Raw genomic sequence first — 24,653 nt, forward strand, 5'->3', positions numbered from 1 at the left:
TTCAGTTTCATTAAGTAGGGGTTGCGTCGCATGTGTGGCATCGTCGGTATCGTCGGTAAGTCGAACGTCAATCAGGCGCTGTATGACGCGCTAACCGTCCTCCAGCACCGCGGCCAGGACGCTGCCGGTATCGTGACCAGCCATGATGGCCGGTTATTCCTGCGCAAGGACAATGGCCTGGTCCGTGATGTGTTCCATCAGCGGCATATGCAGCGCCTGGTCGGTCACATGGGCATTGGCCATGTGCGTTACCCGACCGCGGGCAGCTCGACCTCGGCCGAAGCTCAACCGTTTTACGTCAACTCGCCTTACGGCATTACCCTGGCGCACAACGGTAACCTGACCAACGTTGAACAACTGGCCAAGGAGATTTACGAATCTGACCTGCGCCATGTCAACACCAACTCCGATTCGGAAGTCCTGCTCAACGTGTTCGCTCACGAGCTGGCCCAGCGCGGCAAGTTGCAGCCAACCGAAGAAGACGTTTTCGCCGCCGTAACCGACGTGCACAATCGCTGCGTGGGTGGTTATGCCGTGGTTGCGATGATCACCGGTTATGGCATCGTCGGTTTCCGTGACCCGCACGGCATTCGTCCGATCGTCTTCGGTCAGCGTCATACCGATGAAGGCGTCGAGTACATGATCGCCTCGGAAAGCGTTTCCCTGGACGTGCTTGGTTTCACCCTGATTCGCGACCTGGCACCGGGCGAAGCGGTCTACATCACTGAAGACGGCAAGCTGCACACCCGTCAGTGCGCGACCAATCCGAAGCTCACGCCTTGCATTTTCGAACATGTCTACCTGGCGCGTCCGGACTCGATCATCGACGGCGTTTCGGTCTACAAGGCTCGCCTGCGCATGGGTGAGAAGCTTGCGGACAAGATCCTGCGTGAGCGTCCACAGCACGATATCGACGTAGTTATCCCGATTCCGGACACCAGCCGTACCGCTGCACTGGAGCTGGCTAACCATTTGGGCGTGAAGTTCCGCGAAGGTTTCGTGAAGAACCGCTACATCGGCCGGACCTTCATCATGCCGGGCCAGGCTGCACGGAAAAAATCCGTACGCCAGAAGCTCAACGCCATCGAACTGGAATTCCGCGGCAAGAACGTGATGCTGGTGGACGACTCCATCGTTCGCGGCACCACCTGCAAGCAGATCATTCAGATGGCCCGCGAAGCGGGTGCGAAGAATGTCTACTTCTGCTCGGCGGCACCGGCTGTTCGCTACCCGAACGTCTACGGTATCGACATGCCGAGCGCCCACGAGCTGATCGCACACAATCGTACCACCCAGGACGTTGCCGATCTGATCGGCGCCGACTGGCTGGTCTATCAGGACCTGCCGGACCTGATCGAAGCGGTTGGCGGTGGCAAGGTCAAGATCGAGAGCTTCGACTGCGCGGTGTTCGACGGCAAGTACGTCACCGGCGATATCGACGAGACCTACCTGAACAAGATCGAGCAGGCGCGTAACGATGCCTCCAAGGTCAAGACTCAGGCCGTCAGCGCGATCATCGACCTGTACAACAACTGATTTGGAATACAAGACTAAGGAGTAGGCAGCATGAGTCAGGATTGGGATGCCGGTCGGCTGGACAGCGACCTCGATGGCGTAGCTTTCGATACCCTGGCCGTGCGCGCCGGTCAGCACCGTACGCCGGAAGGTGAGCACGGTGATCCGATGTTCTTCACCTCCAGTTACGTGTTCCGCACGGCCGCCGATGCGGCTGCGCGGTTCGCCGGTGAAGTGCCGGGCAACGTCTACTCGCGTTACACCAACCCTACGGTGCGGTCGTTCGAAGAGCGTATCGCAGCGCTGGAGGGGGCCGAGCAGGCGGTTGCCACGGCAACCGGCATGGCAGCCATCCTGGCGGTGGTCATGAGCCTGTGCAGCGCCGGTGATCATGTGCTGGTATCGCGCAGTGTGTTCGGCTCGACCATCAGTCTGTTCGAAAAGTATTTCAAGCGCTTTGGTATCGAAGTCGATTACGTGCCCCTGGCGGACTTGTCCGGTTGGGATGCGGCAATCAAGGCCAATACCAAATTGCTCTTTGTTGAATCACCGTCCAACCCGCTGGCCGAATTGGTGGATATCGCGGCATTGTCCGGGATTGCCCATGCCAAGGGTGCGATGCTGGTCGTCGACAACTGCTTCTGTACGCCGGCGCTGCAACAGCCGTTGAAGCTGGGTGCGGACGTGGTGGTGCATTCGGCCACCAAGTTCATTGATGGTCAGGGCCGTTGCATGGGGGGCGTGGTTGCCGGTCGCAGCGAGCAGATGAAAGAAGTGGTTGGTTTCCTGCGTACTGCCGGGCCGACCCTGAGTCCATTCAATGCCTGGATTTTCCTCAAGGGCCTGGAAACGCTGAACCTGCGTATGCGTGCTCACTGTGCCAGTGCTCAGGTTCTGGCCGAGTGGCTGGAGCAGCAGGACGGGATCGAGAAGGTGCATTACGCCGGCCTCAAGAGCCATCCGCAGCATGAGTTGGCCCGGCGTCAGCAGCGTGGCTTCGGTGCGGTGGTGAGCTTCGAAGTCAAGGGTGGCAAAGAGGGGGCCTGGCGCTTCATCGATGCAACCCGACTGATTTCGATCACCGCGAACCTGGGCGACAGCAAAACCACCATCACTCATCCGAGTACCACCTCTCACGGCCGTCTGGCGCCGCAAGAGCGTGAGGCTGCCGGGATTCGTGACAGCCTGATCCGCATTGCGGTCGGTCTGGAAGATGTCGCTGACTTGCAAGTGGATCTGGCGCGCGGGTTGGCTGCCTTGTGATCGATTTGTCCATGGGGGCGGGTAGCGCCAATGGTCGTGTCGCGCTGGTTACCGGCGCGGCGCGTGGCATCGGTCTGGGGATTGCGGCCTGGCTGATCAGCGAAGGCTGGCAGGTGGTGCTGACTGATCTTGACCGTGTGCGTGGCTCCAGGGTCGCCAAGGTTCTCGGTGAAAGCGCCTGGTTCATCACCATGGATGTGGCGGATGAGCAGCAAGTCGCCTTGGGCGTTGCCGAAGTGCTTGGTCAGTTCGGGCGCCTTGATGCGCTGGTTTGCAATGCGGCGGTGGCCGAACCGCGCAATATCACGCTGGAAAGTCTTGATTTGGCTTACTGGAATCGTGTTCTGGCGGTGAACCTCAGTGGGCCGATGTTGCTGGCCAAGCACTGCGCGCCTTATCTGCGTGCTCACGCGGGTGCCATCGTCAATCTGGCCTCGACCCGCGCCGGGCAATCGGAGCCGGATACCGAGGCCTATGCGGCGAGCAAGGGCGGTCTGCTGGCGTTGACACATGCGCTGGCGATCAGTCTGGGTCCGGAGATTCGGGTCAATGCGGTCAGTCCTGGCTGGATCGATGCCCGAGACCCGGCTGCGCGCCGGGCCGAGCCGCTGACGGACGCTGATCATTCTCAGCACCCGGCGGGCAGGGTAGGGACGGTTGAGGACGTGGCGGCGATGGTGGCCTGGCTGCTGTCGAAGAATGCGGGTTTTGTCACGGGCCAGGAGTTTGTGGTCGATGGTGGCATGACCAAGAAAATGATTTATCGGTAGGAGCGCAGCTTGCATCGCGATGCGGCTTACGCGATCGAGCTGTTCGAATGGAAGGCTGTCCGGGAAAGATAAACTTATTTTGTCTTTTTCAGAAAAACTTCAAGCAGGGTATTGACTTAGCTTCGGTATCTGCGTAAATTTCGCGGCCTCAACGAAGCAAAGGGTGATTAGCTCAGCTGGGAGAGCATCTGCCTTACAAGCAGAGGGTCGGCGGTTCGATCCCGTCATCACCCACCACTTCTTGAGAGTCTTTCGAAAGAAAGATGGAAGCTTTTAAAAGCCTCCACCGACGCGCAGCGGTAGTTCAGTCGGTTAGAATACCGGCCTGTCACGCCGGGGGTCGCGGGTTCGAGTCCCGTCCGCTGCGCCATATTTTCCAGATCGGGTTTTCCCGGTTTGAGATTGAAAAGCCTAGAGCTTCCAGTCAGATGATTTCAAAGGTTCAAATGGACGCAAGTCCAAGCGATACGCAGCGGTAGTTCAGTCGGTTAGAATACCGGCCTGTCACGCCGGGGGTCGCGGGTTCGAGTCCCGTCCGCTGCGCCATATTTTCCAGATCGGGTTTTCCCGGTTTGAGATTGAAAAGCCTAGAGCTTCCAGTCAGATGATTTCAAAGGTTCAAATGGACGCAAGTCCAAGCGATACGCAGCGGTAGTTCAGTCGGTTAGAATACCGGCCTGTCACGCCGGGGGTCGCGGGTTCGAGTCCCGTCCGCTGCGCCATATCTGCCTCAAGGCCCACTGAACGCCTTGAAGCTACGAAGAAAGCCGATGGCTGCTTCTGATTGATAGCAAAGACCCTGGTCGAAAGACCGGGGTTTTTTGTATCCGGGATTTGGCTTTTCTTTTGCTTCTGGTTCCAGAAGTTTTCTCGAATTGGATAAAACAAAACCCCGCTAGCTGGCAGGGTTTTGTTTTTGTTGTGCTCGTGTAAATCACAAGTCGTATTTATCCCGCAGGCCGTAGTACCAGGCGCCTAATGCGGCGAATGGGGTGCGCAGCATTTGCCCGCCAGGGAAAGGGTAGTGCGGCAGGTCGGCAAAGGCGTCAAAACGCTCTGCCTGGCCTCGCAGAGCCTCAGCCAGGACTTTGCCCGCCAGATGGGTGTAGGTCACGCCGTGGCCGCTACAGCCCTGCGAGTAATAGATGTTGTCACCCAGGCGTCCGACTTGCGGAAGGCGCGACAAAGTCAGCAGGAAGTTGCCGGTCCACGCGTAATCGATCTTCACGTCCTTGAGCTGCGGGAAGGCCTTGAGCATCTTCGGTCGAATGATCGCTTCGATATTCGCTGGATCTCTCGCGCCATAGACCACACCGCCGCCGAAGATCAGGCGCTTGTCACCTGAAAGACGGTAGTAGTCGAGCAGGTAGTTGCAGTCTTCGACACAGTAGTCCTGCGGCAGCAGGCTTTTCGCCAATTCATCGCTCAAGGGTTCGGTGGTGATGACCTGGGTGCCGCAGGGCATCGACTTGGCTGCCAGTTCCGGAACCAGATTGCCCAGATAGGCGTTACCGGCGACGATAATGAACCTGGCCCTGACTTTGCCTTGCGGCGAGTGCACGACCGGATTGGCGCCGCGCTCGATGCGTATGGCGGGCGATTGCTCATAAATGGTTCCGCCCAGCGACTCCACTGCAGCGGCTTCGCCAAGGGCGAGGTTGAGCGGGTGCATATGTCCGCCGCTCATGTCGAGCATGCCGCCCACGTATTGATCGCAGGCCACCACCTCGCGGATGCGGCGCTGATCCAGCAGTTCCAGTTGAGTGTGGCCGAAACGCTCCCAAAGGCGCTTCTGCGACTCCAGGTGGCCCATCTGTTTGCTGGTGATTGCGGCAAATACGCCGCCGTCCTTCAGATCGCACTGGATCTGGTACCTGGCCACGCGCTCGCGGATGATCTTGCCGCCCTCGAACGCCATCTGGCCGAGCAACTGTGCCTGCTTGGGGCCGACGCTGCGCTCGATGACGTCGATGTCGCGGCTGTAGCTGTTGACGATTTGGCCGCCATTGCGGCCCGAGGCGCCGAAGCCGACCTTGGCCGCTTCCAGGACGGTCACCCGAAAACCGTTCTCCAGCAGAAACAGCGCGCTGGAAAGGCCCGTGTAGCCTGCACCGATCACGCAGACATCAGTATCTACCTCATCCTGTAGCGATGGGCGCGGCGCAACCGCGTTAGCCGATGCGGCGTAATAGGACTTCGGATAGGGGGTGTTCACCATCCTGTAACCTCTGTTTTATATTTTTTACGAGTGCATCGATCCTACCTGAGTTAAAAATAGGCTACCAGCCAACGAAAAATCTTCTTTGTGGCCCTGAAAATAAAAAATTCGCATATTCATAGGCTTAGCTGCAAAAAAGGTGTTGACACCCCTCCGGAATTCCGTAGAATGCCGCCTCACAGCAGGCACGTAGCTCAGTTGGTTAGAGCACCACCTTGACATGGTGGGGGTCGTTGGTTCGAGTCCAATCGCGCCTACCAAACAAAATCCGCTCTGCTGGGCGGTCTAGAAGGGTCAACCGAGAGGTTGGCCCTTTTTTGCGTCTGGCGTTTGCAAAACTTTTTCACCCCCCCACTCAGGACGCCAGTCAGGCGTGGGGCGCGTCGCGTGCCTTGCTGAACTCCCTGGCCAGGTAGTTTGGAGACTGACAAAAAAATCGATGCACGATGATTCCTTGCCGATTGGTGCTCAAGTGTTTACGGGTCAATACTTCTCACCTGTCTTGGGAGAATCTCTATGAACCGGCGAGAAGAATTTTTGGCGAAAGTATTAGAGGTTCATCATGAATATGAGCAGGCTACGATCGTCATCCACAAAATAATGAGTGAGAACAAAGCCACAGGCCCCGAGTGGGATGCTGCCGTAGCGCGGCAGATTACAGCCCTTGATGCCTGGATGGAATTGCCAGGGGAATACAGCAATTTCAAGCAAGATGATGGACCAAGCCGCTAATGTAAACGCGATGCATGCTGCCTCCTGAGCTTCGGTCGGTTTCCGAATAAGCCCAAGCCGCACACTATCCCGAACGATCAGAATGTCGTCGTCATAGCCCCAAGGGGGCCGGCGACCGTCTTGTTGCGAAAAAACTGGCGATCACCTGGATGAACTCGTTGGCGATGATGCGCTTACTGCGCTGCTGGTCGATGGTTTTGTTTTCTGTGGGCATGGGGATACCCCGACGGGGATCGGCTACAGTTGATTGCTCATCGAAATGGAGATCGAAAATGAGGTGCTTGATCTGCAAGGGCGCAGCCAAAGAGGTTCTGTCAGTCGGTGAGTTCGAGGAAAGAGACTGCCCTGGCTGCGGGCGCTACTGCATTTCTCGAGCACTGGTCACTGACATGGTGAAGCGAAATCAAAATCTTGATGTGGTGCGCACAAGAATTTTTTTGGCGTCACGTAGAGTTATCGGTGTTGTCCCGGCGATAACGCCATTCGATGTTGCTTATAACCAACTGATTATCACCTGAACAGGCGGCTGCTGAGGCGTTCAGCGCAATAGGCGAGGGTGGGTCAGGCGGGTTCATTCGAGCGAATGCCCGCCCATTTATTACTTCGGATCGAAGGTGCCCGGGCCAGTTGGGCCTGGCTCTCACATTGGTATGTTGAAATTCATATTTGAACCAGGCGTATCGGGGGCTCATCCGGTTTATATATGTAACCAGGCCAGAGTACCCAGCACTACACTGGCTCCCGCCGCACTATAGGCGACCCTTTTCAGCCATTCCTTGCGCGTCAGCAAGGTAATCGCCGCCAGCGAAATGGCAATCTGAATTGCCGTCATCGCCTGGGCCCAGCGGTGGTGCTGATGCAACGCCAATTCTGACTTTTCATCCCACTCGCGAGCCTCAGCCTCGAGTGCTTCTGCTTTCTGGCGCACCACTTCTTTTTCATTTTTATAGCGTTGCGCTTCGGCGGTGTAGTGTGCGGCATCGACGCCAGGGATATGGATCGCCAATTCAGACAGGTTTTGCCGGCTGGATTTGGCCTGGTAATAATTCCACTGGTTGGAGGCTTCGGTTTTCTTGATGGCGGCGTTGTTCTTGTCCATTGCCGCTTCGCTCTCCGTGGAGCCCGCCTGATAGCTGAGCAAGGCACCTATGGTCGCCATGATCGCCGTCATCACCGCTATCTTGCTGGCGAAATTATCGCCGTGGGCATGGGCGTTTTTGGTGACGTGTTCCAGATGTTCTTCATGGGGGCTGGGGACTTCGAACTCTTCAGACATGGACTTTGATCTTTGGGGTTGGACAGGTATTGAAGTGTAAATGGACTGATCGCCAAAGGCTCTATATCAATGGAAAACTGTCGAGTCGAGGTGACGAATTGTTGGCTTTTCGGATCGTGCTCGTTCGCCACGACGCAGGGGAGGGTAAAGCAAGGTGCTTTTATCGACGGTTTGCCGCTTCAAAAATGGGAATTAGACATGGCTAAGGCGTTGCAGCTGGTTTAAGCAGCGCTGTGTTTTATGGGCTACTACTGTCAGGCCGATATTCTTTTCTTCATGGATAGGAGGTCAAGTCGATGCTTGCGCACTGGTTCCTTGCGGCAATTCATCTTCTGGCATTTGCAACGGGGTTCGCGGCGGTGCTCGCTCGCGGAGCGGCTTTGCGTCGTGTCGCTGTGAGCGCCACTGAGGTCCGGAATGTATTGTTTGCGGATAACTGCTGGGGAATCTCGGCGGCGATTCTTTTGGTCACCGGTGCGGTTCGCGCCTTTGGCGGGTACGAAAAAGGCACGGACTACTACCTGCACCAGCCACTGTTTCATCTCAAGATGACGTTGTTCATCGTTATTTTGCTGCTTGAGACTGCTCCGATGGTCGCCCTGATCAAATGGCGGATCGCCTTGAGTCGAGGGCGTACGATTGACGTTCGGCGTGCAACGCTGTTCGCCAGGATCAGCCACATTGAGGCATTGCTGATTGTTCTCATGGTGGTAGCGGCGACCGGCATGGCTCGTGGGCTGGTGTCCGGCTAGCAGTTTGCAGGGCTGTCGAGGAGTGCTGCGACAGAAATCGCAACCTTCTTCGCGGGCAGCCGGGTTTTCCGGTGCTTGATCCCCATGGATATGTGCTGCGATTCAATCAGGATCCTGGTCTCACGTCTGTTGATGGCCAACAGGCTTGGCACATTTGACTGAAAGCTGCGCTACAAGGAAAAGCCATGTCGTCCATTCGCCACTTTCTCGCGCCGGCACTGAGTTTTAATGGCGGCTTCGTTGATACGCTGGGGTTTCTGGCGTTGCAGGGATTGTTTACCGCGCACGTGACCGGGAACTTTGTCACGCTGGGGGTCAGTATCGTGCACGGTACTTCCGGGGCGCTGGCCAAGTTGTTGGCATTGCCGGTTTTTGCCCTGGTGGTGGGGTTGTCCCATTTGGCGGCGGTGGCCATTCACGCCCGAGGCTGGGCGCCGTTACGCATTCTGCTCATTGCGCATACGCTGTTGCTGGCCGCGTTTGGAGGGCTTGCCCTATGGCTGGGACCTTTCCCCGATGGGGACAGCGCCGCGGCATTGTTGACGGGCATGACTGGCGTCGCGGCCATGGCGATTCAAAATGCTGTTTCCCGTCAGCACATGAAAGGAGCGCCGCCCACCACGCTCATGACAGGGAACGTGACTCAGTTCGCCATCGACCTCTTTGCTTTGATAGCTCAGCGCAATGCCGCTGAAAGAGCGGCGATCATTCAGCGCTTGAAGCCGATCGGAATGAATCTGTTGGGGTTTGCCGTGGGTTGCATCAGTGCAGCGCTGCTGTACCTGGCGTGCGGGTTCTGGTCTGTGTTGGTTGCAGTGGCTGTGGCAGCCTGGACATGCGCCGCTGCCAAGGAGGAGGGATGGAGGGTCGAGGCAAAATGATCAGGCAAGAGCATGCTCGGGTTTTTCGCCAGCCATCGCTGTGAGAGGAGAGGCTGGCTACTGATGAGGCTCAGGGAGTCTCGCGTTTGTCCGGCGCAGTCAGTCCTGCCTGGATACGCTGATAAATCTCTTCGCGATGTACGGCTACGTCTTTCGGAGCGTTGATACCAATCCTGACCTGTTGGCCACTAACGCCCAGAATGGTGATCGTAATATCGTCACCAATGTTTATGCTTTCACCGACTTTGCGGGTGAGTATCAGCATGATCTTCTCCTTGATTGCTTTGTAGGGCACCTGATTCAGATAATGCAGATGTCGGTAGTATGTATAGATTACTGCGAAGTGCCACTGTAGGTGCCTCTTTCAGACGCGTAGCCACTGTATTAATTTCCAAGCTGTAACTATACAGGGCCTATACACATCATTCTCGTTGTTTTCGGGCAGGTTTGTCGCGGCCATGGGGTGGTCGTGGGTGGTAAAATCGTCGACTTGAATTTTCGAGGGGAAGGCTGTGCGTAAACTGGCGATGGTAATGGCGGTGTTGGTGCTGGCGGGCTGCGGTGAAGGAACCGGCGTCGAGCACAAGGCCGCGTCTTCGGCGGCTTCAGCTGCACAATCTCCGGCGGCTGCGGCAGCGCCCCAGTGGGATGTCGAGGTTAGAGGGGACACCTTGCAGGCCGTGAGCGATTTGACCGGCTGGTTGATCGAACACGGCTTCATTTGCTATGTGACCACCGTCGGCGGCAAACAGCGGATTCTGGTCGGCCCTTTCAGTTCGAAAGCCGAAGCCGAAGCCAGGCAGGTTCAACTGACAGCCAGTCTGGAGCGGGCCAAAAAGCGCAACGTCGAGTCAGTGGTGGTTGAGCATAGCGCGGCTCAGTGATCGGTCATCCCGGCAAGTCAGAAAACAAAAAAGGCCTCGAGACAGTTTGTCCGGGGCCTTTGCGTTTGAACAGTGGTTCAGCCGCAGGCTTTCATGTCCACTGCTGATGCCAGCAAACGGACAATCATTGACTCAGTCTTCCTTCGGCACGACCCAGAAAATGTGCACGCCGCCATCGTCGCGATAGGCGAGGGTGACGTTATCGTTCTCGGCAATCTCTTCGAGCAGGCGCTCCCATTCATCCACGGGTTCGTCCGGAAGACGGAAGATCAATGCGGCTTTGGCTGTTTGTGCGGTGGGGGAGTTAATGATTTTCTGAACGCGCAAACCGAGTCGTTCGTATGCGCCTGGAGATGTAGTTGTTGCTGAGGTATTGGCCACGGAACAATCCTTATTAAGCTGTATGTGCATACAGTATTTAACTGTAGGATTTTTCGCAACTGCTTAAGATTCCAGAAAACCCTCTGACAGTGATTTATTCCGTCTGGTGTAAGTCGATTGATTTTTTCGAGAAAGGGGGGCGCAGCGGTGCGGGGCGGGATCAGCAAGTGGGGGTAGAACCACTCACCGTTAAAGGTGAGTGGTGCGACAGATGCCCGATCTGATCAGGTCGGGCGATGTGAATCAATATTCCCAGAACATCCGCTGCAGATCTTTGCTGTCCTGAGTCTTGGTCAGGGCGACCATCGTCAGGATGCGGGCTTTTTGCGGGTTCAGGTCATGGGCGACGACCCAGTCGTATTTGTCATCAGGCTGCTCTGCGTTGCGCAGTACAAAACCCCCGGCATTTACGTGGGAAGAGCGAATGATCTGTACGCCATCCTTGCGCAGTGCCTGCAAGGTTGGAACAACGCTCGAAGAGACCGAGCCATTACCGGTGCCGGCATGAATGATGGCTTTAGCGCCCGATTGAGCCAGGGCCTTGTAGGCGGTGCCGCTGACATTGCCGTAGGAGTAGGCGATTTCGACGTCAGGCAGGCTCTTGATGGTTTTGATGTCGAATTCAGAATCCATGGTGTGACGCTTGGCTGGCAGGCGGAACCAATAGGATTTGCCTTCGACCACCATACCCAGCGGACCCCAGGCGCTTTTGAAGGCCTCGGTCTTGAGGTTGATCATCTTGCTGACATCACGGCCCGACTGGATTTCATCGTTCATGGTAACCAGCACGCCCTTGCCGCGCGCATCTTTGCTGCTGGCAACCGCGACAGCGTTGTACAGGTTCAGCATGCCGTCAGCAGACATGGCGGTGCCTGGGCGCATCGAGCCAACGACGATGATTGGCTTGTCGGTTTTCTCGACCAGGTTAAGGAAGTATGCAGTCTCCTCCAGCGTGTCGGTACCGTGAGTAATGACGATGCCATCGACGTCTTTGCTGTCGGCCAGTTCAGCGACACGGCGACCCAGTTGCAGCAGGTTTTCGTTGGTGATGCTTTCCGACGCGATTTGCATGACTTGTTCGCCACGCACATTGGCCAATTGGCTCAGCTCGGGAACGCCGGCAATCAACTTATCGACACCCACTTTGGCCGCTTGATAAGTGGCGCTGTTGGCGGTACTGGCACCAGCCCCGGCGATTGTCCCGCCGGTCGCGAGAATTACGACGTTAGCCAGTTTTTGTTTGGCTTCGACTTCTTTTGCTTGCAGTGCGGTAGGGAGCAGCAACAGGAGGGCCAAAGCGCCCGGAACAAAGGTATTGAAAGCAGATTTCATTATTTTTTCTCTTGTTGTAATGAAGGTGCTGATGCGGGTTTATCAAGACACGCCCCGGGCAGATCTGAATGCCGTGGGGTCCTGGAGGAGAGCAGGATCTGTACCAGATGTACTTTGATTGGCTTGTTAATATAAGCAGTTGATATTTATCAATTTTTTATTTTGAATTTGATTTTTCGTACAGGCCTGCGTCCGGCTTTCCGACGATATGGACGCTTTACGTTCGGCTCTCCGAAAAAAAAGGCTACGGCAAATGTCGATGGGGCCTGGCACATGCCGGGCGGGGATGACGAAGAGAGTGGCAAGGCCAACGCGTCGGCCAGGATTTCTTCGGGGTGTTAGCGAACTCTGCGCACGCGCTCTTGAAACGGGAAGTTCTGGCCGTTGACAAATGACAGCCGGATTCGCATAGTTCGATCCAGGCAAACGTTTGCGCGTGTTTCCAGGTGATCTTTTATGAGCAGCCTGGAAATCTTGTCTCGATCCAGTGCCGCTGCGTTTAACGGCTGTCGAAGCGTGATCCAGTGCAAGCGTTGCTCACAATAATCATAAGAACGGAGTGAACCCATGAAGCTGCCATTCGCTGGACGTCTTCTTGCTGTCGCTGTGCTCGCAGCCGCATCCGCCGCGCTGCCTCTTTCCCCGGCCTTCGCCGACACCCCTGAAAAACCTAAAGTCGCCCTGGTCATGAAATCCCTGGCCAACGAATTCTTCCTGACCATGGAAGACGGCGCCAAGAGCTACCAGAAAGAGCACTCCGCAGATTTCGATTTGATTTCCAACGGGATCAAAGACGAGACGGACACTGCCAACCAGATTCGCATCGTCGAGCAGATGATCGTTTCCAGGGTCAACGCACTGATCATCGCGCCAGCCGACTCGAAAGCGATGGTGCCGGTGATCAAGAAGGCGGTCGACGCCGGCATCACGGTCATCAACATCGATAACCAGCTGGATGTCGGTGTGCTCAAAAGCAAAAACATCAGCGTACCTTTCGTAGGGCCGGACAACCGCAAGGGTGCTCGCCTGGTCGGTGAGTACCTGGCCAGGCAGCTGAAGGCTGGTGACGAAGTCGGCATCATCGAAGGTGTTTCCACCACCACCAATGCTCAGCAGCGTACCGCAGGCTTCAAGGATGCAATGGAGGCTGCGCAGATCAAGGTGGTTTCTCTGCAATCCGGTGACTGGGAAATCAACGCCGGCAACCGCGTCGCCGCCGCCATGCTGAGCGAGTATCCGAACCTCAAGGCATTGTTGGCCGGTAATGACAGCATGGCGGTCGGCGCTGTGTCGGCGGTGCGCGCAGCAGGGAAGGCGGGCAAGGTTCAAGTGGTGGGTTACGACAACATCAATGCCATCAAACCAATGCTCAACGATGGTCGTGTGCTGGCTACCGCAGACCAGTTTGCCGCCAGGCAGGCCGTATTCGGTATCGAAACGGCGCTGAAAATCCTCAAGGGTGAGAAGGTCGACGGCGCGGCTAATGGCGTAATCGAAACTCCGGTTGAACTGGTCACCAAATAGTCATTCTGGCGGCACAACGGCGCTCGCTCATCCGGGCGGGCGCATGGAGAGTTTCTTATGTCAGTTTGCACCCCGAACGCTGTCCTTTCGGTCAGCGGTATCGGCAAGACCTATGCTCAGCCGGTGCTGACCAATATCGACCTGACGCTGATGCGCGGTGAAGTGCTGGCGTTGACCAGTGAAAACGGCGCTGGCAAAAGCACCCTGTCGAAAATCATCGGCGGCCTGGTCACACCGACCGCGGGTCAGATGCAGTTCAACGGTCAGGATTACCGGCCCGGCAGTCGCACGCAGGCCGAAGAGCTAGGGATCCGCATGGTCATGCAGGAGCTCAACCTGCTGCCGACCCTGTCCGTCGCCGAAAACCTGTTTCTGCACAATCTACCCAGCCTTGGCGGCTGGATCAGTCGCAAGCAACTGCGCAAGGCGGCTATAGAAGCGATGGCTCAGGTCGGGCTGGATTCGATCGATCCGGACACGCTGGTCGGCGAGTTGGGCATTGGTCACCAGCAAATGGTCGAAATCGCCCGCAACCTGATTGGCGATTGCCATGTGTTGATCCTCGATGAGCCGACCGCAATGCTGACGGCCCGTGAAGTCGAAATGCTCTTCGAACAAATCACCCGCCTGCAAGCGCGCGGAGTGGCGATCATCTACATCTCCCATCGACTGGAAGAACTGGCCCGTGTCGCACAACGCATTGCAGTGCTGCGTGACGGTTATCTGGTCTGCGTCGAGCCAATAGCCAATTACAACAGTGAGCAACTGGTCAACCTGATGGTTGGCCGCGAACTGGGCGAGCACATTGACCTGGGACCACGCCAGATTGGCGCTCCTGCCTTGACGGTCAAAGGGCTCACCCGTTCGGACAAGGTTCGCGATGTCTCCTTTGAAGTGCGCAGCGGCGAGATTTTCGGTATTTCCGGGTTGATTGGGGCCGGGCGCACCGAGCTATTGCGGTTGATCTTTGGTGCCGACATCGCAGACAGCGGCACAGTCGCGCTGGGGTCACCTGCACAGGTCGTCAGCATTCGCTCACCGGTCGATGCGGTGGGACACGGGATTGCCCTGATCACTGAAGATCGCAAGGGCGAAGGACTGCTGCTGAGCCAATCGATCAGCGCCAATATTGCCTTGGGCAACATGCCGGTCATCTCCAGTGCCGGCATCGTCAACGGCGATGACGAGGCGGCCCTGGCTCAGCGTCAGATCGACGCCATGCGGATTCGCAGTTCCAGCCCGTCACAGTTGGTGTCCGAACTGTCCGGCGGCAATCAACAGAAAGTCGTGATCGGCCGCTGGCTTGAGCGAGATTGCTCGGTACTGCTGTTCGACGAGCCGACCCGAGGGATCGACGTTGGCGCCAAGTTCGATATCTACGGCTTGCTGGGTGAATTGACCCGCCAGGGCAAGGCATTGGTGGTGGTCTCCAGTGATCTGCGCGAGTTGATGCTGATCTGCGACCGGATTGGTGTACTTTCCGCCGGGCGCTTGATCGAGACCTTCGAGCGCGACCGTTGGACTCAGGATGAACTACTTGCTGCCGCATTTGCCGGCTACCAAAAACGTGATGCGTTGCTCAATGAAGCGGCGCCTAGGGACATTTCATGACAACTGCTACTACTGTCAGCGTACGCAGGGGCAACTATTATGGTCTGGGCACCTATCTGGGCCTGGCCGGTGCCTTGCTGGCGATGATTGCCCTGTTCTCGACCTTGAGCAGTCACTTCCTCTCCTACGACACTTTCAGCACGCTTGCCAACCAGATTCCGGATTTGATGGTGTTGGCTGTCGGCATGACCTTTGTATTGATCATTGGCGGTATCGACCTTTCAGTCGGTTCGGTACTGGCGTTGGCGGCATCGGCGGTCAGCGTGGCGGTCCTCGGCTGGGGCTGGAGTGTCTTGCCGGCAGCCTTGCTCGGCATGGCCGTCGCCGCTCTGGCTGGCACCATCACCGGTTCGATCACCGTGGCCTGGCGCATTCCTTCGTTCATCGTTTCGCTGGGTGTGCTGGAAATGGCTCGCGGTCTGGCTTACCAGATGACTGGCTCGCGCACCGCCTATATCGGTGATGCGTTCGCCTGGCTGTCCAACCCGATTGCCCTGGGCATTTCGCCGTCGTTCATCATTGCGTTGTTGATCATCTTCATCGCTCAGGCAGTGTTGACGCGCACGGTGTTCGGTCGTTACCTGATCGGCATTGGTACCAATGAAGAAGCGGTGCGTCTGGCGGGTATCAATCCAAAGCCTTACAAGATTCTGGTATTCAGTCTGATGGGGCTGCTGGCCGGTGTGGCGGCGCTGTTTCAGATCTCCCGTCTGGAGGCCGCGGACCCGAATGCCGGTTCCGGGCTGGAGCTGCAAGTGATCGCGGCTGTAGTGATCGGCGGCACCAGCCTCATGGGCGGGCGCGGTTCGGTCATCAGTACCTTTTTTGGCGTCTTGATCATTTCCGTGCTGGCGGCAGGTCTCGCACAAATCGGTGCAACCGAGCCGACCAAACGCATCATCACTGGCGCGGTAATCGTGGTGGCGGTAGTGCTCGATACTTATCGCAGTCAACGCGCAAGTCGGCGGGCCTGAATCATGGCAACAATCAAAGATGTGGCTGCACTGGCGGGGATTTCCTACACCACGGTTTCTCATGTGGTGAACAAAACGCGGCCAGTCAGTGAAGAGGTCAGGGTCAAGGTCGAGGCGGCGATCAAGCGCCTGGACTACGTGCCCAGTGCCGTGGCCCGTTCGTTGAAGGCCAAGACCACCGCGACCATCGGTTTGCTGGTGCCCAACAGCCTCAACCCGTACTTCGCCGAACTGGCCCGGGGCATCGAGGATTACTGCGAGCGTAATGGCTACTGCGTGATTCTGTGCAACTCCGATGACAACCCGGACAAGCAGCGCAGTTATCTGCGGGTGCTGCTGGAAAAGCGGATCGATGGCTTGATCGTCGCTTCGGCTGGCGGTGACGCCGGCCTGGCTGCAGGTCTGGCCGCCGTGCGCACGCCTATGGTGATTGTCGACCGGGGGCTGGAGGGGATTGATGCGGATCTGGTGCGCATCGATCACGAATACGGTGCCTATCTGGCGACGCGACACCTGCTCAAGCTGGGGCATCGGGACATCGCCTGCATCGGCGGTCCGGCGCATACCAGTGTGGCGCAGATGCGCCTGGCCGGTTACTGCCGGGCGCTGAAAGAGGCAGGCGTCGAGGTGCCACAACAGCGAATGCTGGAAAGCGACTTCACCAGTACCGGCGGTTATAGCGCTGCTGCGCTGCTGTTGGAAAAGAATCCGCCCAGCGCCATATTTGCCGGTAACGACATGATCGGAATCGGTGTATTGCGTGCGGCGGCCGAGCGCAATATCCGTGTGCCGAGCGAGCTCTCGGTCATTGGTTTCGACGATATCCAGATGAGTCGGTATGTCTATCCGGCGTTAACGACGGTGGGCCAGTCGATCCTGCAGTTGGGCGAGATGGCGGCGGAGCGCCTGTTGCGACGGATCGCAAACCCGGAGCAGGCGACCGATCAGCGCATCGTGACACCCAGCATTGTCTTGCGAGAGTCGACTGCGCCGCTTGCCGGCGTTTTCGCTGAATGCCGCTGAAACGAATTGACGAGTACTGATGTATGCCAGCAAAAGTAGTGGTTGTAGGTAGCCTGAATATGGACCTGGTCACCCGGGCCGAGCGGCTGCCCCGGGCCGGTGAAACTCTGATTGGCGAGTCGTTTGCCACCGTCTCGGGCGGCAAGGGGGCGAACCAGGCCGTTGCTTCGGCACGACTGGGAGCTGAAGTATCGATGGTTGGCTGTGTCGGTGCCGATGCGTATGGCGAGCAACTGCGAGCGGCGCTGGAGGCTGAACAAATCGATTGTCAGGCGGTGAGAACCGTCGAAGGCTCCAGTGGCGTGGCGCTGATCGTGGTCGATGACAGCAGCCAGAATGCGATCGTGATCGTCGCCGGCGCTAACGGGCTGCTCGCGCCTGAAGTGGTTGCAGATTTTGACGTGGTGTTGCAGGCGGCCGATGTGATCATTTGCCAGCTCGAAGTGCCCATGCGGACCGTTGGTTACACCCTCAAGCGCGGACGTGAACTGGGCAAGACCGTGATCCTTAATCCAGCCCCGGCGAGCCGTCCACTTCCGGCTGACTGGTATTCGTCCATCGATTACCTGATCCCTAACGAAAGTGAGGCGTCGGCCCTGAGCGGCATGCCGGTGGATTCGCTGGAAACCGCTGAAGCCGCCGCGAGTCGATTGATTGCTGCCGGCGCTGGCAAAGTCATCATTACCCTCGGAGCCCAGGGGTCGTTGTTCGCCGATGGGCAGAGCTTCGAGCACTTCCCGGCGCCCAGGGTCAAGGCGCTCGACACGACAGCGGCGGGAGATACGTTCGTCGGCGGTTTTGCCGCGGCACTGGCGGCCGGCAAAAGCGAAGCCCAGGCCATTCGCTTCGGTCAGATCGCGGCCGCGCTGTCGGTCACTCGAGCGGGCGCGCAGCCTTCCATTCCCACCTTGTCCGACGTACAGGCCATTAGCCCCTCATGAAAAAGACACCTTTGCTCAACATCGCGTTGTCGCGATTGATTGCCTCCCTGGGTCATGGCGACAGGGTGGTGATCGGCGATGCCGGTTTGCCTGTGCCGCCGGGTGTCGAGTTGATCGATCTGGCGTTGACCAAGGGCATTCCGGACTTCGTCAGCACCTTGCAGATCGTGCTCAGCGAAATGCAGGTGCAAAGCCATGTGCTGGCTGAAGAAATCCTGCTCAAACAACCTCCCGCGCTTCAGGTGATTGACGAGCTGACGGCCAAGGCTGAATTGGGCCAGCGCACGTTACTGAGTCATGACGCATTCAAAATCCTTACCCGACAAGCACGTGCGATTATTCGTACGGGTGAATGTCAGCCGTACTGCAACATTGTGCTGGTCGCAGGTGTAACGTTTTAGCTCGCTGTACCTCAACCCGTTTTTCACGCGCAAGGAGTGCGCCATGTACCGCTATGCTCAAATAGTGCAATACCTGATCCGGAGTCTGCTGCTTTTGTCATTGATCACCGCTACCAACGCCCGGGCGGCAGAAAAAATCGATTTGATCATAGACACCGATCCGGGTGCCGATGACGTCGTTGCCTTGTTGTTTGCCCTGGCTTCGCCCGAGGAACTGAACATTCGTGCGCTCACTACCGTTGCCGGCAATGTGCGACTGGACAAGACCTCACGTAATGCACGCCTGGCCCGTGAGTGGGCAGGGCGCGAAGAAGTGCCGGTTTATGCGGGTGCGACCAAACCATTGTTGCGTACACCGATCTACGCCGAGGATATCCACGGCGAGGAGGGTATCTCGGGTGTAACGGTGCACGAACCCGGGGAAGGCCTGGCCAAAGGCAGCGCGATCGACTACCTGATCGACACCTTGCGCGCAGCCAAACCCCACAGCATCACCATTGCCATGCTGGGTCCGCAGACCAATCTGGCACTGGCGCTGAATCAGGCACCGGACATTACCCGGGGCATCAAGGAAGTGGTGGTCATGGGGGGCGCGCACTTCAACGGCGGTAACATTACCCCGGTCGCCGAATTCAATCTGTTCGCCGATCCGCAGGCTGCTGAAGTCGTCCTTAAAAGCGCTGTCAAACTGACCTACCTGCCACTGGACGTGACCCACAAGGTGCTGACCAGTGAGGCGCGTCTGCAACAGATCGCTGCACTGGGCAACAATGCCAGCAAGGTGGTGGGCGCAATCCTCAACGAGTACATCAAAGGCGACATGGAGCACTATGGCATCCCGGGTGGTCCGGTGCATGACGCCACGGTCGTCGCTTATCTGCTCAAGCCGGAGTTGTTCACCGGTCGTCAGGTAAACATGGTGGTCGACAGCCGTGAAGGGCCGACCTTTGGTCAGACCATCGTCGACTGGTACGACGGCCTGAAGCAGGAAAAGAACGTGTTCTGGGTTCGGGACGCTGATGCACAAGGCTTCTTCGACTTGCTCACGGCACGTCTCGCTCGTCTTGCATAAGTTTCAGCCCCGCAAGTGTCCAGCCTGTGGGGTGTTACTCCTTTTCGGTGCGTGGCGTGTCCATAGTGTTGTTTGGGTGTTTTTCGAATATTTGAGCGATAAATGCCTGGGCCGCCTGCGTTCCCAATTCCTTGATCAACAGGTCGATACCGATGATCGCCAGTTCTTCAGGGCTGCCAGGACTGTAGGAGCAGTGGCCTTCAGGCCATTTGGCTTTGATGTCGGCGTCGATGGTTATGGTTGTCATGATGAACTCGCAAAGTCTGAATAGGCCGGGTAATGCCTGGAGGTCTATCCGAGTGGTTTGGGTTGTGTTGAGTTAAACATCTCGCGAGGCTTTTGGCACTCCGTCTTAGGCATGAGGAGAGGGCTATGCGACACTTGAGCTTTGATTATTTCAAGGAAAACACTTTGCAGATCGATTTGAGCACTCCTGACGGTTTGACGCTTGAGGCTGTGCGCCAACTGTTGGCTTCTGCCAGCGATGATGCGCATACCCAGTTGCGGGTCACCAAGGCCGGTATTGCCTATATTTCTTCAGGTGTCGTGGGCGGTACCGATATTGAAGGTCTATTGTTTCGTCTGGAAACCTGGGCGAAGGGATCTGGCTATGTCGGAGCGGTAGCTGCAAGTGATGCGGTCTGGGTCATGCAGATATTCAATGCACTCAAGCAGAACTGGCCAAATCCACCGCTCGACTACATCGACATCTACTGATCATTGCTCATATTCAGTCACGATTGCGCAGTGAACATTGCCTCGGGGCTGAGGCAGACTTGCCGCTGTGTGAAATCAAACCCTGTAGGAGCGAGCTTGCTCTGGGTGGCGTTCCGACGATGGACTCAAGGGCGATGCGTTTATTCAGAAAACACGCGTCATCGTTAACGTCCATCGCGAGCAATCGAGCGTCGACCGGCTGCTCCTACAACAGCACCTCAGTGCTCCGTTGAAACCAACAGCCAAAATGGCTGTCGCACGATCTCTGTCCATTTTTGAAAAAGGAGGCCTCATGCCTTGGAAGCTCGCGTCATTCGGAACTTTGTTAGCAGCAGTTATCCTGTCGGGGTGCAGCACTTCCGATTCGGTAAAGGATTCTGTGGCTACCGAGACCGGGCACAGTCGCTGTGAGGCTAAAGGCGCCGAATTCGCCATTGGCAAGAAGGCCTCGCCTGAGCTCCTGGAGCAAGCCCGTACGCATTCAGGTGCGCAGTACGCGCGAGTCCTCAGACCGAGCGACATGGTGACTCTGGAGTACCGCTCGGATCGCCTGAATCTCAACACCGATGAAAACCTGGTGATCACTCGCGTCAACTGCGGCTGACCGCTTCCGGCTTTTCTCAGGCGCATAAAAAACCCCGTCACATGGACGGGGTTTTTTTAGCCAGCCGAGAAATTACTCAGGGCGAACTTGTGCAGCTTGCATACCCTTTTGGCCTTTCTCAGCCACGAAGGAAACAGTCTGGCCTTCTTTCAGGCTTTTGAAACCGTCGCTTTCGATAGCTTTGAAGTGTACGAACAGGTCGTCACCGCCACCTTGAGGAGTGATGAAGCCGAAGCCTTTTTCATCGTTGAACCATTTAACGGTGCCGGTTTGGCGATTAGACATGGTGTATCTCCAAGAAACAAATATTTTCAGTAGTGCTGTGCTGCTCAGGCCAACTGGGCACACGGGAGTATCATAGTCGAAATGTTCGGCTTGGGAGCCCCCCGGACGTGTTGTTTGCCCCCTGGTTGTGCTTTATTTGTGATCCTGATGGGCTGGAGGCCCCGGTTTCAGGGGGTTTCTCCTGAAAAAGCGCTCATTAAAAAAAGCCGTAAAAGCTGCGTAAATTGTGTAAAACAACCGTTTTTTGAGCGGTTTCCGGCTTCTGGAGCCTTAACATTTGCGCCGAAACGGCCTATTTCTGAACTTTGCAGACGGAGATTTCCTTCAGTGCGCGGTTGCCCAGATCGGCGCTCGGAGGGTTTTTCGCATCCATCAGCTGCTTGATCTCCTCAGTCGTGAACTTCTTCTCCAGGACGTCGGCGCCACAGGTGCAGTGTTGCTTGGCGAGCTCAGGGTTGACGCCTTGACTGGCCGCCGCAGTGCAATCCTTCATGTAACTGGCTTTTACACCTGCGGGCCAGGCAGCCTGAGCGCTCAATGGCAGCAGCAGAGCGAGCGGAGTGGCGAGGGCGAAAAGGTGGATAAAACGCATGGCTGGAACTCCGTGAGGTCGAAAATGTGTGGCAATTCTCGGCCTATTTGAGGTGGACCGTACATCCCAAGTTCACTTTATGGCGTAAAAGCCCTGAATTCTGTGCTCCTGAAACAAGGTCGCGGCGATGACCGTTCATCTGTGCTAGGATCCTCGGCTTGGGTATTTTCAGGCTCTGGATGACTTTTTCTCCGGTGGCGGTCAATACCCGAATAACCCTGATTTGATCTCCAGTCACTCTGGTTCGGTTTCCGGTTGGCCGCAAGGCTCCTGCCGCTGTAAGGCAGGCGTTCGTTATTGAATGGCCTGAACTGAGTCGCGTACTGGCTGCTCATCCCAACCCACGTGACCTTTGGTAGGGGTCACCACTAGGAGAGGAGGCGCCATGCCCACTATTACTCTTCCCGACGGCAGTCAACGTTCCTTCGATCATCCGGTTTCCATAGCCGAGGTCGCCGCATCCATTGGTGCCGGTCTGGCCAAAGCCACCGTGGCCGGCAAGGTCAACGGCAAACTGGTTGACGCCAGCGATGTCATCGACAGCGACGTGACCCTGCAAATCATCACGCCAAAGGATGAAGAGGGGCTGGAGATCATTCGCCACTCTTGCGCCCACCTGATTGGCCACGCGGTCAAGCAGCTGTACCCGACGGCGAAAATGGTGATCGGTCCGGTCATCGATGAAGGCTTCTATTACGACATCGCCTACGAGCGTCCTTTCACTCCGGACGACCTGGCGGCTATCGAACAGCGCATGCACCTGCTGATCGAAAAAGATTACGACGTCATCAAGAAAGTCACTCCGCGCGCCGAAGTGATCGACGTGTTCACCAGCCGTGGCGAAGACTACAAGCTGCGCCTGGTCGAAGACATGCCGAACGAGCAGGCCATGGGCCTGTACTATCACGAAGAATACGTCGACATGTGCCGCGGTCCGCACGTGCCGAACACCCGCTTCCTGAAATCCTTCAAACTGACCAAGCTGTCCGGCGCCTACTGGCGTGGCGATGCCAAAAACGAGCAATTGCAGCGCGTTTACGGCACAGCCTGGGCTGACAAGAAGCAACTGGCAGCTTACATCCAGCGTATCGAAGAGGCTGAAAAGCGCGACCATCGCAAGATCGGCAAGCGTCTTGGTCTGTTCCATACCCAGGAAGAAGCGCCGGGCATGGTTTTCTGGCACCCGAACGGCTGGACCCTGTACCAGGTACTCGAGCAGTACATGCGTAAGGTTCAGCGTGAAAACGGCTACCTGGAGATCAAGACTCCGCAAGTGGTTGACCGTAGCCTGTGGGAGAAATCCGGGCACTGGGCCAACTACGCCGAGAACATGTTCACTACCGAGTCGGAAAGCCGCGACTACGCCATCAAGCCAATGAACTGCCCTTGCCACGTGCAGGTATTCAATCAGGGCCTGAAAAGCTACCGCGAGCTGCCGATGCGTCTGGCCGAGTTCGGTGCTTGCCACCGTAACGAGCCGTCCGGTGCGCTGCACGGCATCATGCGCGTGCGTGCGTTTACCCAGGACGATGCACACATCTTCTGTACTGAAGAGCAGATGCAGGCCGAGTCCGCTGCGTTCATCAAGCTGACTCTGGATGTCTACGCCGATTTCGGCTTCAAGGACATCGAGCTGAAACTGTCCACTCGTCCGGAAAAACGCGTCGGCTCCGATGAGTTGTGGGATCGCGCAGAATCCGCGCTGGCCGCAGCCCTTGATAGTGCGGGCCTGCCGTACGATCTGCAGCCGGGCGAGGGTGCTTTCTACGGTCCGAAAATCGAGTTCTCGCTAAAAGATTGCCTCGGTCGTGTCTGGCAATGTGGTACCTTGCAGCTCGATTTTAACCTGCCGATCCGTCTGGGAGCCGAATACGTCTCCGAAGACAACAGTCGCAAGCACCCGGTTATGTTGCACCGGGCGATCCTGGGTTCCTTCGAGCGTTTCGTCGGGATTCTGATCGAGCATTACGAGGGTGCGTTCCCTGCGTGGCTGGCTCCGACTCAGGCAGTGATCATGAATATCACTGATAAACAGGCAGATTTTGCCGCTGAGGTTGAAAAAACTCTCAATCAAAGCGGATTTCGTGCCAAGTCCGACTTGAGAAATGAAAAGATCGGCTTTAAAATCCGCGAGCATACTTTGCTCAAGGTTCCCTATCTCTTGGTTATTGGAGATCGGGAAGTCGAGATGCAGACTGTCGCTGTGCGTACTCGTGAAGGTGCTGACCTGGGCTCGATGCCCGTCGCCCAATTCGCTGAATTCCTCGCTCAAGCGGTTTCCCGGCGTGGTCGCCATGATTCGGAGTAATTATTATTAAGCGTGAAATGAGACAAGATAAACGAGCTGCACCGAAGGCCCCGATCAACGAGAATATCTCGGCACGCGAGGTTCGGTTAATTGGCGCTGACGGCGAGCAGATTGGCATCGTCTCGATTGATGAAGCGCTTCGTATTGCTGAAGAAGCCAAACTGGATCTGGTGGAAATTTCCGCCGACGCAGTCCCACCGGTTTGCCGTGTGATGGATTACGGCAAATCGATCTTCGAAAAGAAGAAGCAGATTGCTGCAGCGAAAAAGAACCAGAAGCAGATTCAGGTTAAAGAAATCAAGTTTCGTCCAGGGACGGAGGAAGGGGATTACCAGGTAAAACTGCGCAACCTGGTACGTTTCCTGAGTGACGGGGACAGGGCCAAGGTATCGTTGAGATTCCGCGGTCGTGAGATGGCCCACCAGGAGCTGGGGATGGAACTCCTCAAGCGGGTTGAAGCTGACTTGCTCGAGTACGGTTCGGTCGAACAGCATCCTAAGATGGAAGGACGCCAGCTGATCATGGTCATCGCCCCGAAAAAGAAGAAGTAATCAACAGGGCACGGCAGGCCTTGCGATTATGTTTATCAACTGAATG

General features: G+C 56.8%; 27 protein-coding genes and 5 tRNA genes. 23 read left to right on the forward strand and 9 right to left on the reverse strand.

Going from position 1 to position 24,653, the window contains the following annotated elements; translation table 11 throughout:
* Positions 1–30: 30 nt before the first annotated feature.
* From purF to AC07O1_RS22315, 7 genes are all read left to right on the forward strand, one after another.
* On the forward strand, positions 31–1,536 hold the full coding sequence (purF, locus tag AC07O1_RS22285) for an amidophosphoribosyltransferase (RefSeq protein ID WP_494994696.1): 1,506 nt from the start codon (positions 31–33) through the stop codon (positions 1,534–1,536).
* A 30-nt stretch (positions 1,537–1,566) separates the two neighbouring features.
* On the forward strand, positions 1,567–2,778 hold the full coding sequence (locus AC07O1_RS22290; protein ID WP_495011689.1) for an O-succinylhomoserine sulfhydrylase: 1,212 nt from the start codon (positions 1,567–1,569) through the stop codon (positions 2,776–2,778).
* A gap of 11 nt (positions 2,779–2,789) precedes the next feature.
* Positions 2,790–3,548, forward strand: coding sequence for an SDR family oxidoreductase (locus tag AC07O1_RS22295; RefSeq protein ID WP_495090194.1), 759 nt, complete (start codon positions 2,790–2,792; stop codon positions 3,546–3,548).
* A 161-nt stretch (positions 3,549–3,709) separates the two neighbouring features.
* A tRNA-Val gene (locus AC07O1_RS22300) sits at positions 3,710–3,785 on the forward strand.
* 56 nt (positions 3,786–3,841) lie between these two features.
* Positions 3,842–3,918: transfer RNA gene (locus AC07O1_RS22305), tRNA-Asp, on the forward strand.
* Positions 3,919–4,017: 99 nt separating this feature from the next.
* A tRNA-Asp gene (locus AC07O1_RS22310) sits at positions 4,018–4,094 on the forward strand.
* 99 nt (positions 4,095–4,193) lie between these two features.
* A tRNA-Asp gene (locus AC07O1_RS22315) sits at positions 4,194–4,270 on the forward strand.
* Positions 4,271–4,482: 212 nt separating this feature from the next.
* Here the strand turns inward: AC07O1_RS22315 and AC07O1_RS22320 are convergent.
* A complete protein-coding gene (locus tag AC07O1_RS22320) occupies positions 4,483–5,766 on the reverse strand; it encodes an NAD(P)/FAD-dependent oxidoreductase (protein WP_495090140.1) in 1,284 nt (427 codons plus the stop codon).
* 183 nt (positions 5,767–5,949) lie between these two features.
* On the opposite strand from AC07O1_RS22320, the gene AC07O1_RS22325 reads away from it, so the two are divergent.
* Together AC07O1_RS22325 and AC07O1_RS22330 are read left to right on the forward strand one after the other, a co-directional pair.
* Positions 5,950–6,026, forward strand: a tRNA-Val gene (locus tag AC07O1_RS22325).
* Positions 6,027–6,282: 256 nt separating this feature from the next.
* Positions 6,283–6,498, forward strand: coding sequence for a hypothetical protein (locus AC07O1_RS22330; protein ID WP_495024608.1), 216 nt, complete (start codon positions 6,283–6,285; stop codon positions 6,496–6,498).
* A gap of 91 nt (positions 6,499–6,589) precedes the next feature.
* Here the strand turns inward: AC07O1_RS22330 and AC07O1_RS22335 are convergent, their stop codons facing one another.
* Entirely contained in the window at positions 6,590–6,790 is a 201-nt protein-coding gene (locus AC07O1_RS22335; protein ID WP_495090141.1) for a hypothetical protein, read from the reverse strand.
* A 405-nt stretch (positions 6,791–7,195) separates the two neighbouring features.
* Complete coding sequence (locus AC07O1_RS22340) at positions 7,196–7,774, reverse strand: DUF4337 domain-containing protein (protein ID WP_495090142.1); 579 nt, start codon at positions 7,772–7,774, stop codon at positions 7,196–7,198.
* 296 nt (positions 7,775–8,070) lie between these two features.
* Between AC07O1_RS22340 and AC07O1_RS22345 the strand changes: the two genes are divergently transcribed.
* Both AC07O1_RS22345 and AC07O1_RS22350 read left to right on the forward strand, forming a co-directional pair.
* Complete coding sequence (locus AC07O1_RS22345; protein ID WP_495011691.1) at positions 8,071–8,526, forward strand: DUF2214 family protein; 456 nt, start codon at positions 8,071–8,073, stop codon at positions 8,524–8,526.
* A gap of 185 nt (positions 8,527–8,711) precedes the next feature.
* Positions 8,712–9,407 carry a YoaK family protein gene (locus AC07O1_RS22350; protein WP_495090143.1) on the forward strand — a complete coding sequence of 232 codons (696 nt, stop codon included), beginning with the start codon at positions 8,712–8,714 and terminating at the stop codon, positions 9,405–9,407.
* 70 nt (positions 9,408–9,477) lie between these two features.
* Here AC07O1_RS22350 and csrA read toward each other — a convergent pair whose 3' ends face one another.
* The gene (gene csrA / locus AC07O1_RS22355) at positions 9,478–9,672 is read right to left on the reverse strand and encodes a carbon storage regulator CsrA (RefSeq protein WP_007920550.1); all 195 of its coding nucleotides are present in this window, start codon (positions 9,670–9,672) and stop codon (positions 9,478–9,480) included.
* A 247-nt stretch (positions 9,673–9,919) separates the two neighbouring features.
* Between csrA and AC07O1_RS22360 the strand changes: the two genes are divergently transcribed.
* Positions 9,920–10,291, forward strand: coding sequence for an SPOR domain-containing protein (locus AC07O1_RS22360; RefSeq protein WP_495090144.1), 372 nt, complete (start codon positions 9,920–9,922; stop codon positions 10,289–10,291).
* A 132-nt stretch (positions 10,292–10,423) separates the two neighbouring features.
* Here the strand turns inward: AC07O1_RS22360 and AC07O1_RS22365 are convergent, their stop codons facing one another.
* On the reverse strand, positions 10,424–10,702 hold the full coding sequence (locus AC07O1_RS22365) for a DUF1654 domain-containing protein (RefSeq protein ID WP_494994704.1): 279 nt from the start codon (positions 10,700–10,702) through the stop codon (positions 10,424–10,426).
* A gap of 213 nt (positions 10,703–10,915) precedes the next feature.
* The gene (locus AC07O1_RS22370; protein WP_494994705.1) at positions 10,916–12,004 is read right to left on the reverse strand and encodes an asparaginase; all 1,089 of its coding nucleotides are present in this window, start codon (positions 12,002–12,004) and stop codon (positions 10,916–10,918) included.
* Between the two features lie 567 nt (positions 12,005–12,571).
* On the opposite strand from AC07O1_RS22370, the gene AC07O1_RS22375 reads away from it, so the two are divergent.
* The 7 genes from AC07O1_RS22375 to AC07O1_RS22405 are packed head-to-tail and all read left to right on the forward strand — an operon-like array spanning position 12,572 to position 19,550.
* A complete protein-coding gene (locus AC07O1_RS22375) occupies positions 12,572–13,528 on the forward strand; it encodes a sugar ABC transporter substrate-binding protein (protein WP_494994706.1) in 957 nt (318 codons plus the stop codon).
* Positions 13,529–13,585: 57 nt separating this feature from the next.
* Positions 13,586–15,139, forward strand: a complete 1,554-nt coding sequence (locus AC07O1_RS22380; protein ID WP_495090145.1) for a sugar ABC transporter ATP-binding protein — start codon at positions 13,586–13,588, stop codon at positions 15,137–15,139.
* Entirely contained in the window at positions 15,136–16,113 is a 978-nt protein-coding gene (locus tag AC07O1_RS22385) for an ABC transporter permease (protein ID WP_495090146.1), read from the forward strand. Before AC07O1_RS22380 ends, AC07O1_RS22385 begins: the two co-directional genes overlap by 4 nt.
* 3 nt (positions 16,114–16,116) lie before the next feature.
* A complete protein-coding gene (locus AC07O1_RS22390; RefSeq protein ID WP_494994709.1) occupies positions 16,117–17,136 on the forward strand; it encodes a LacI family DNA-binding transcriptional regulator in 1,020 nt (339 codons plus the stop codon).
* A 23-nt stretch (positions 17,137–17,159) separates the two neighbouring features.
* Positions 17,160–18,077: a ribokinase gene (gene rbsK / locus AC07O1_RS22395; protein ID WP_495090147.1), complete on the forward strand. Its 918-nt coding sequence runs from the start codon at positions 17,160–17,162 to the stop codon at positions 18,075–18,077.
* Positions 18,074–18,478 carry a D-ribose pyranase gene (gene rbsD, locus AC07O1_RS22400; RefSeq protein ID WP_494994711.1) on the forward strand — a complete coding sequence of 135 codons (405 nt, stop codon included), beginning with the start codon at positions 18,074–18,076 and terminating at the stop codon, positions 18,476–18,478. Before rbsK ends, rbsD begins: the two co-directional genes overlap by 4 nt.
* 43 nt (positions 18,479–18,521) lie before the next feature.
* Positions 18,522–19,550: a nucleoside hydrolase gene (locus AC07O1_RS22405; RefSeq protein ID WP_495090148.1), complete on the forward strand. Its 1,029-nt coding sequence runs from the start codon at positions 18,522–18,524 to the stop codon at positions 19,548–19,550.
* A gap of 34 nt (positions 19,551–19,584) precedes the next feature.
* Here AC07O1_RS22405 and AC07O1_RS22410 read toward each other — a convergent pair whose 3' ends face one another.
* A complete protein-coding gene (locus AC07O1_RS22410) occupies positions 19,585–19,797 on the reverse strand; it encodes a hypothetical protein (protein ID WP_495011698.1) in 213 nt (70 codons plus the stop codon).
* A gap of 164 nt (positions 19,798–19,961) precedes the next feature.
* Here AC07O1_RS22410 and AC07O1_RS22415 point away from each other — a divergent pair, with 164 nt between their 5' ends.
* On the forward strand, positions 19,962–20,267 hold the full coding sequence (locus AC07O1_RS22415; protein ID WP_494994841.1) for a hypothetical protein: 306 nt from the start codon (positions 19,962–19,964) through the stop codon (positions 20,265–20,267).
* Between the two features lie 292 nt (positions 20,268–20,559).
* Positions 20,560–20,871: an I78 family peptidase inhibitor gene (locus AC07O1_RS22420; RefSeq protein WP_495011699.1), complete on the forward strand. Its 312-nt coding sequence runs from the start codon at positions 20,560–20,562 to the stop codon at positions 20,869–20,871.
* A 72-nt stretch (positions 20,872–20,943) separates the two neighbouring features.
* Here the strand turns inward: AC07O1_RS22420 and AC07O1_RS22425 are convergent, their stop codons facing one another.
* Both AC07O1_RS22425 and AC07O1_RS22430 read right to left on the reverse strand, forming a co-directional pair.
* Positions 20,944–21,156 (reverse strand): cold-shock protein, encoded by a 213-nt coding sequence (locus tag AC07O1_RS22425; protein WP_003179963.1) that lies wholly within the window; start codon positions 21,154–21,156, stop codon positions 20,944–20,946.
* 292 nt (positions 21,157–21,448) lie between these two features.
* Positions 21,449–21,748, reverse strand: coding sequence for a hypothetical protein (locus AC07O1_RS22430; RefSeq protein WP_495024599.1), 300 nt, complete (start codon positions 21,746–21,748; stop codon positions 21,449–21,451).
* Between the two features lie 385 nt (positions 21,749–22,133).
* Here AC07O1_RS22430 and thrS point away from each other — a divergent pair, with 385 nt between their 5' ends.
* Positions 22,134–24,056: a threonine--tRNA ligase gene (gene thrS, locus AC07O1_RS22435; protein WP_495090149.1), complete on the forward strand. Its 1,923-nt coding sequence runs from the start codon at positions 22,134–22,136 to the stop codon at positions 24,054–24,056.
* The gene (infC, locus tag AC07O1_RS22440; RefSeq protein ID WP_170929410.1) at positions 24,056–24,607 is read left to right on the forward strand and encodes a translation initiation factor IF-3; all 552 of its coding nucleotides are present in this window, start codon (positions 24,056–24,058) and stop codon (positions 24,605–24,607) included. Before thrS ends, infC begins: the two co-directional genes overlap by 1 nt.
* Positions 24,608–24,653: the final 46 nt, after the last annotated feature.

The organism is Pseudomonas sp. GW821-FHT07G10 (genome assembly GCF_059418545.1).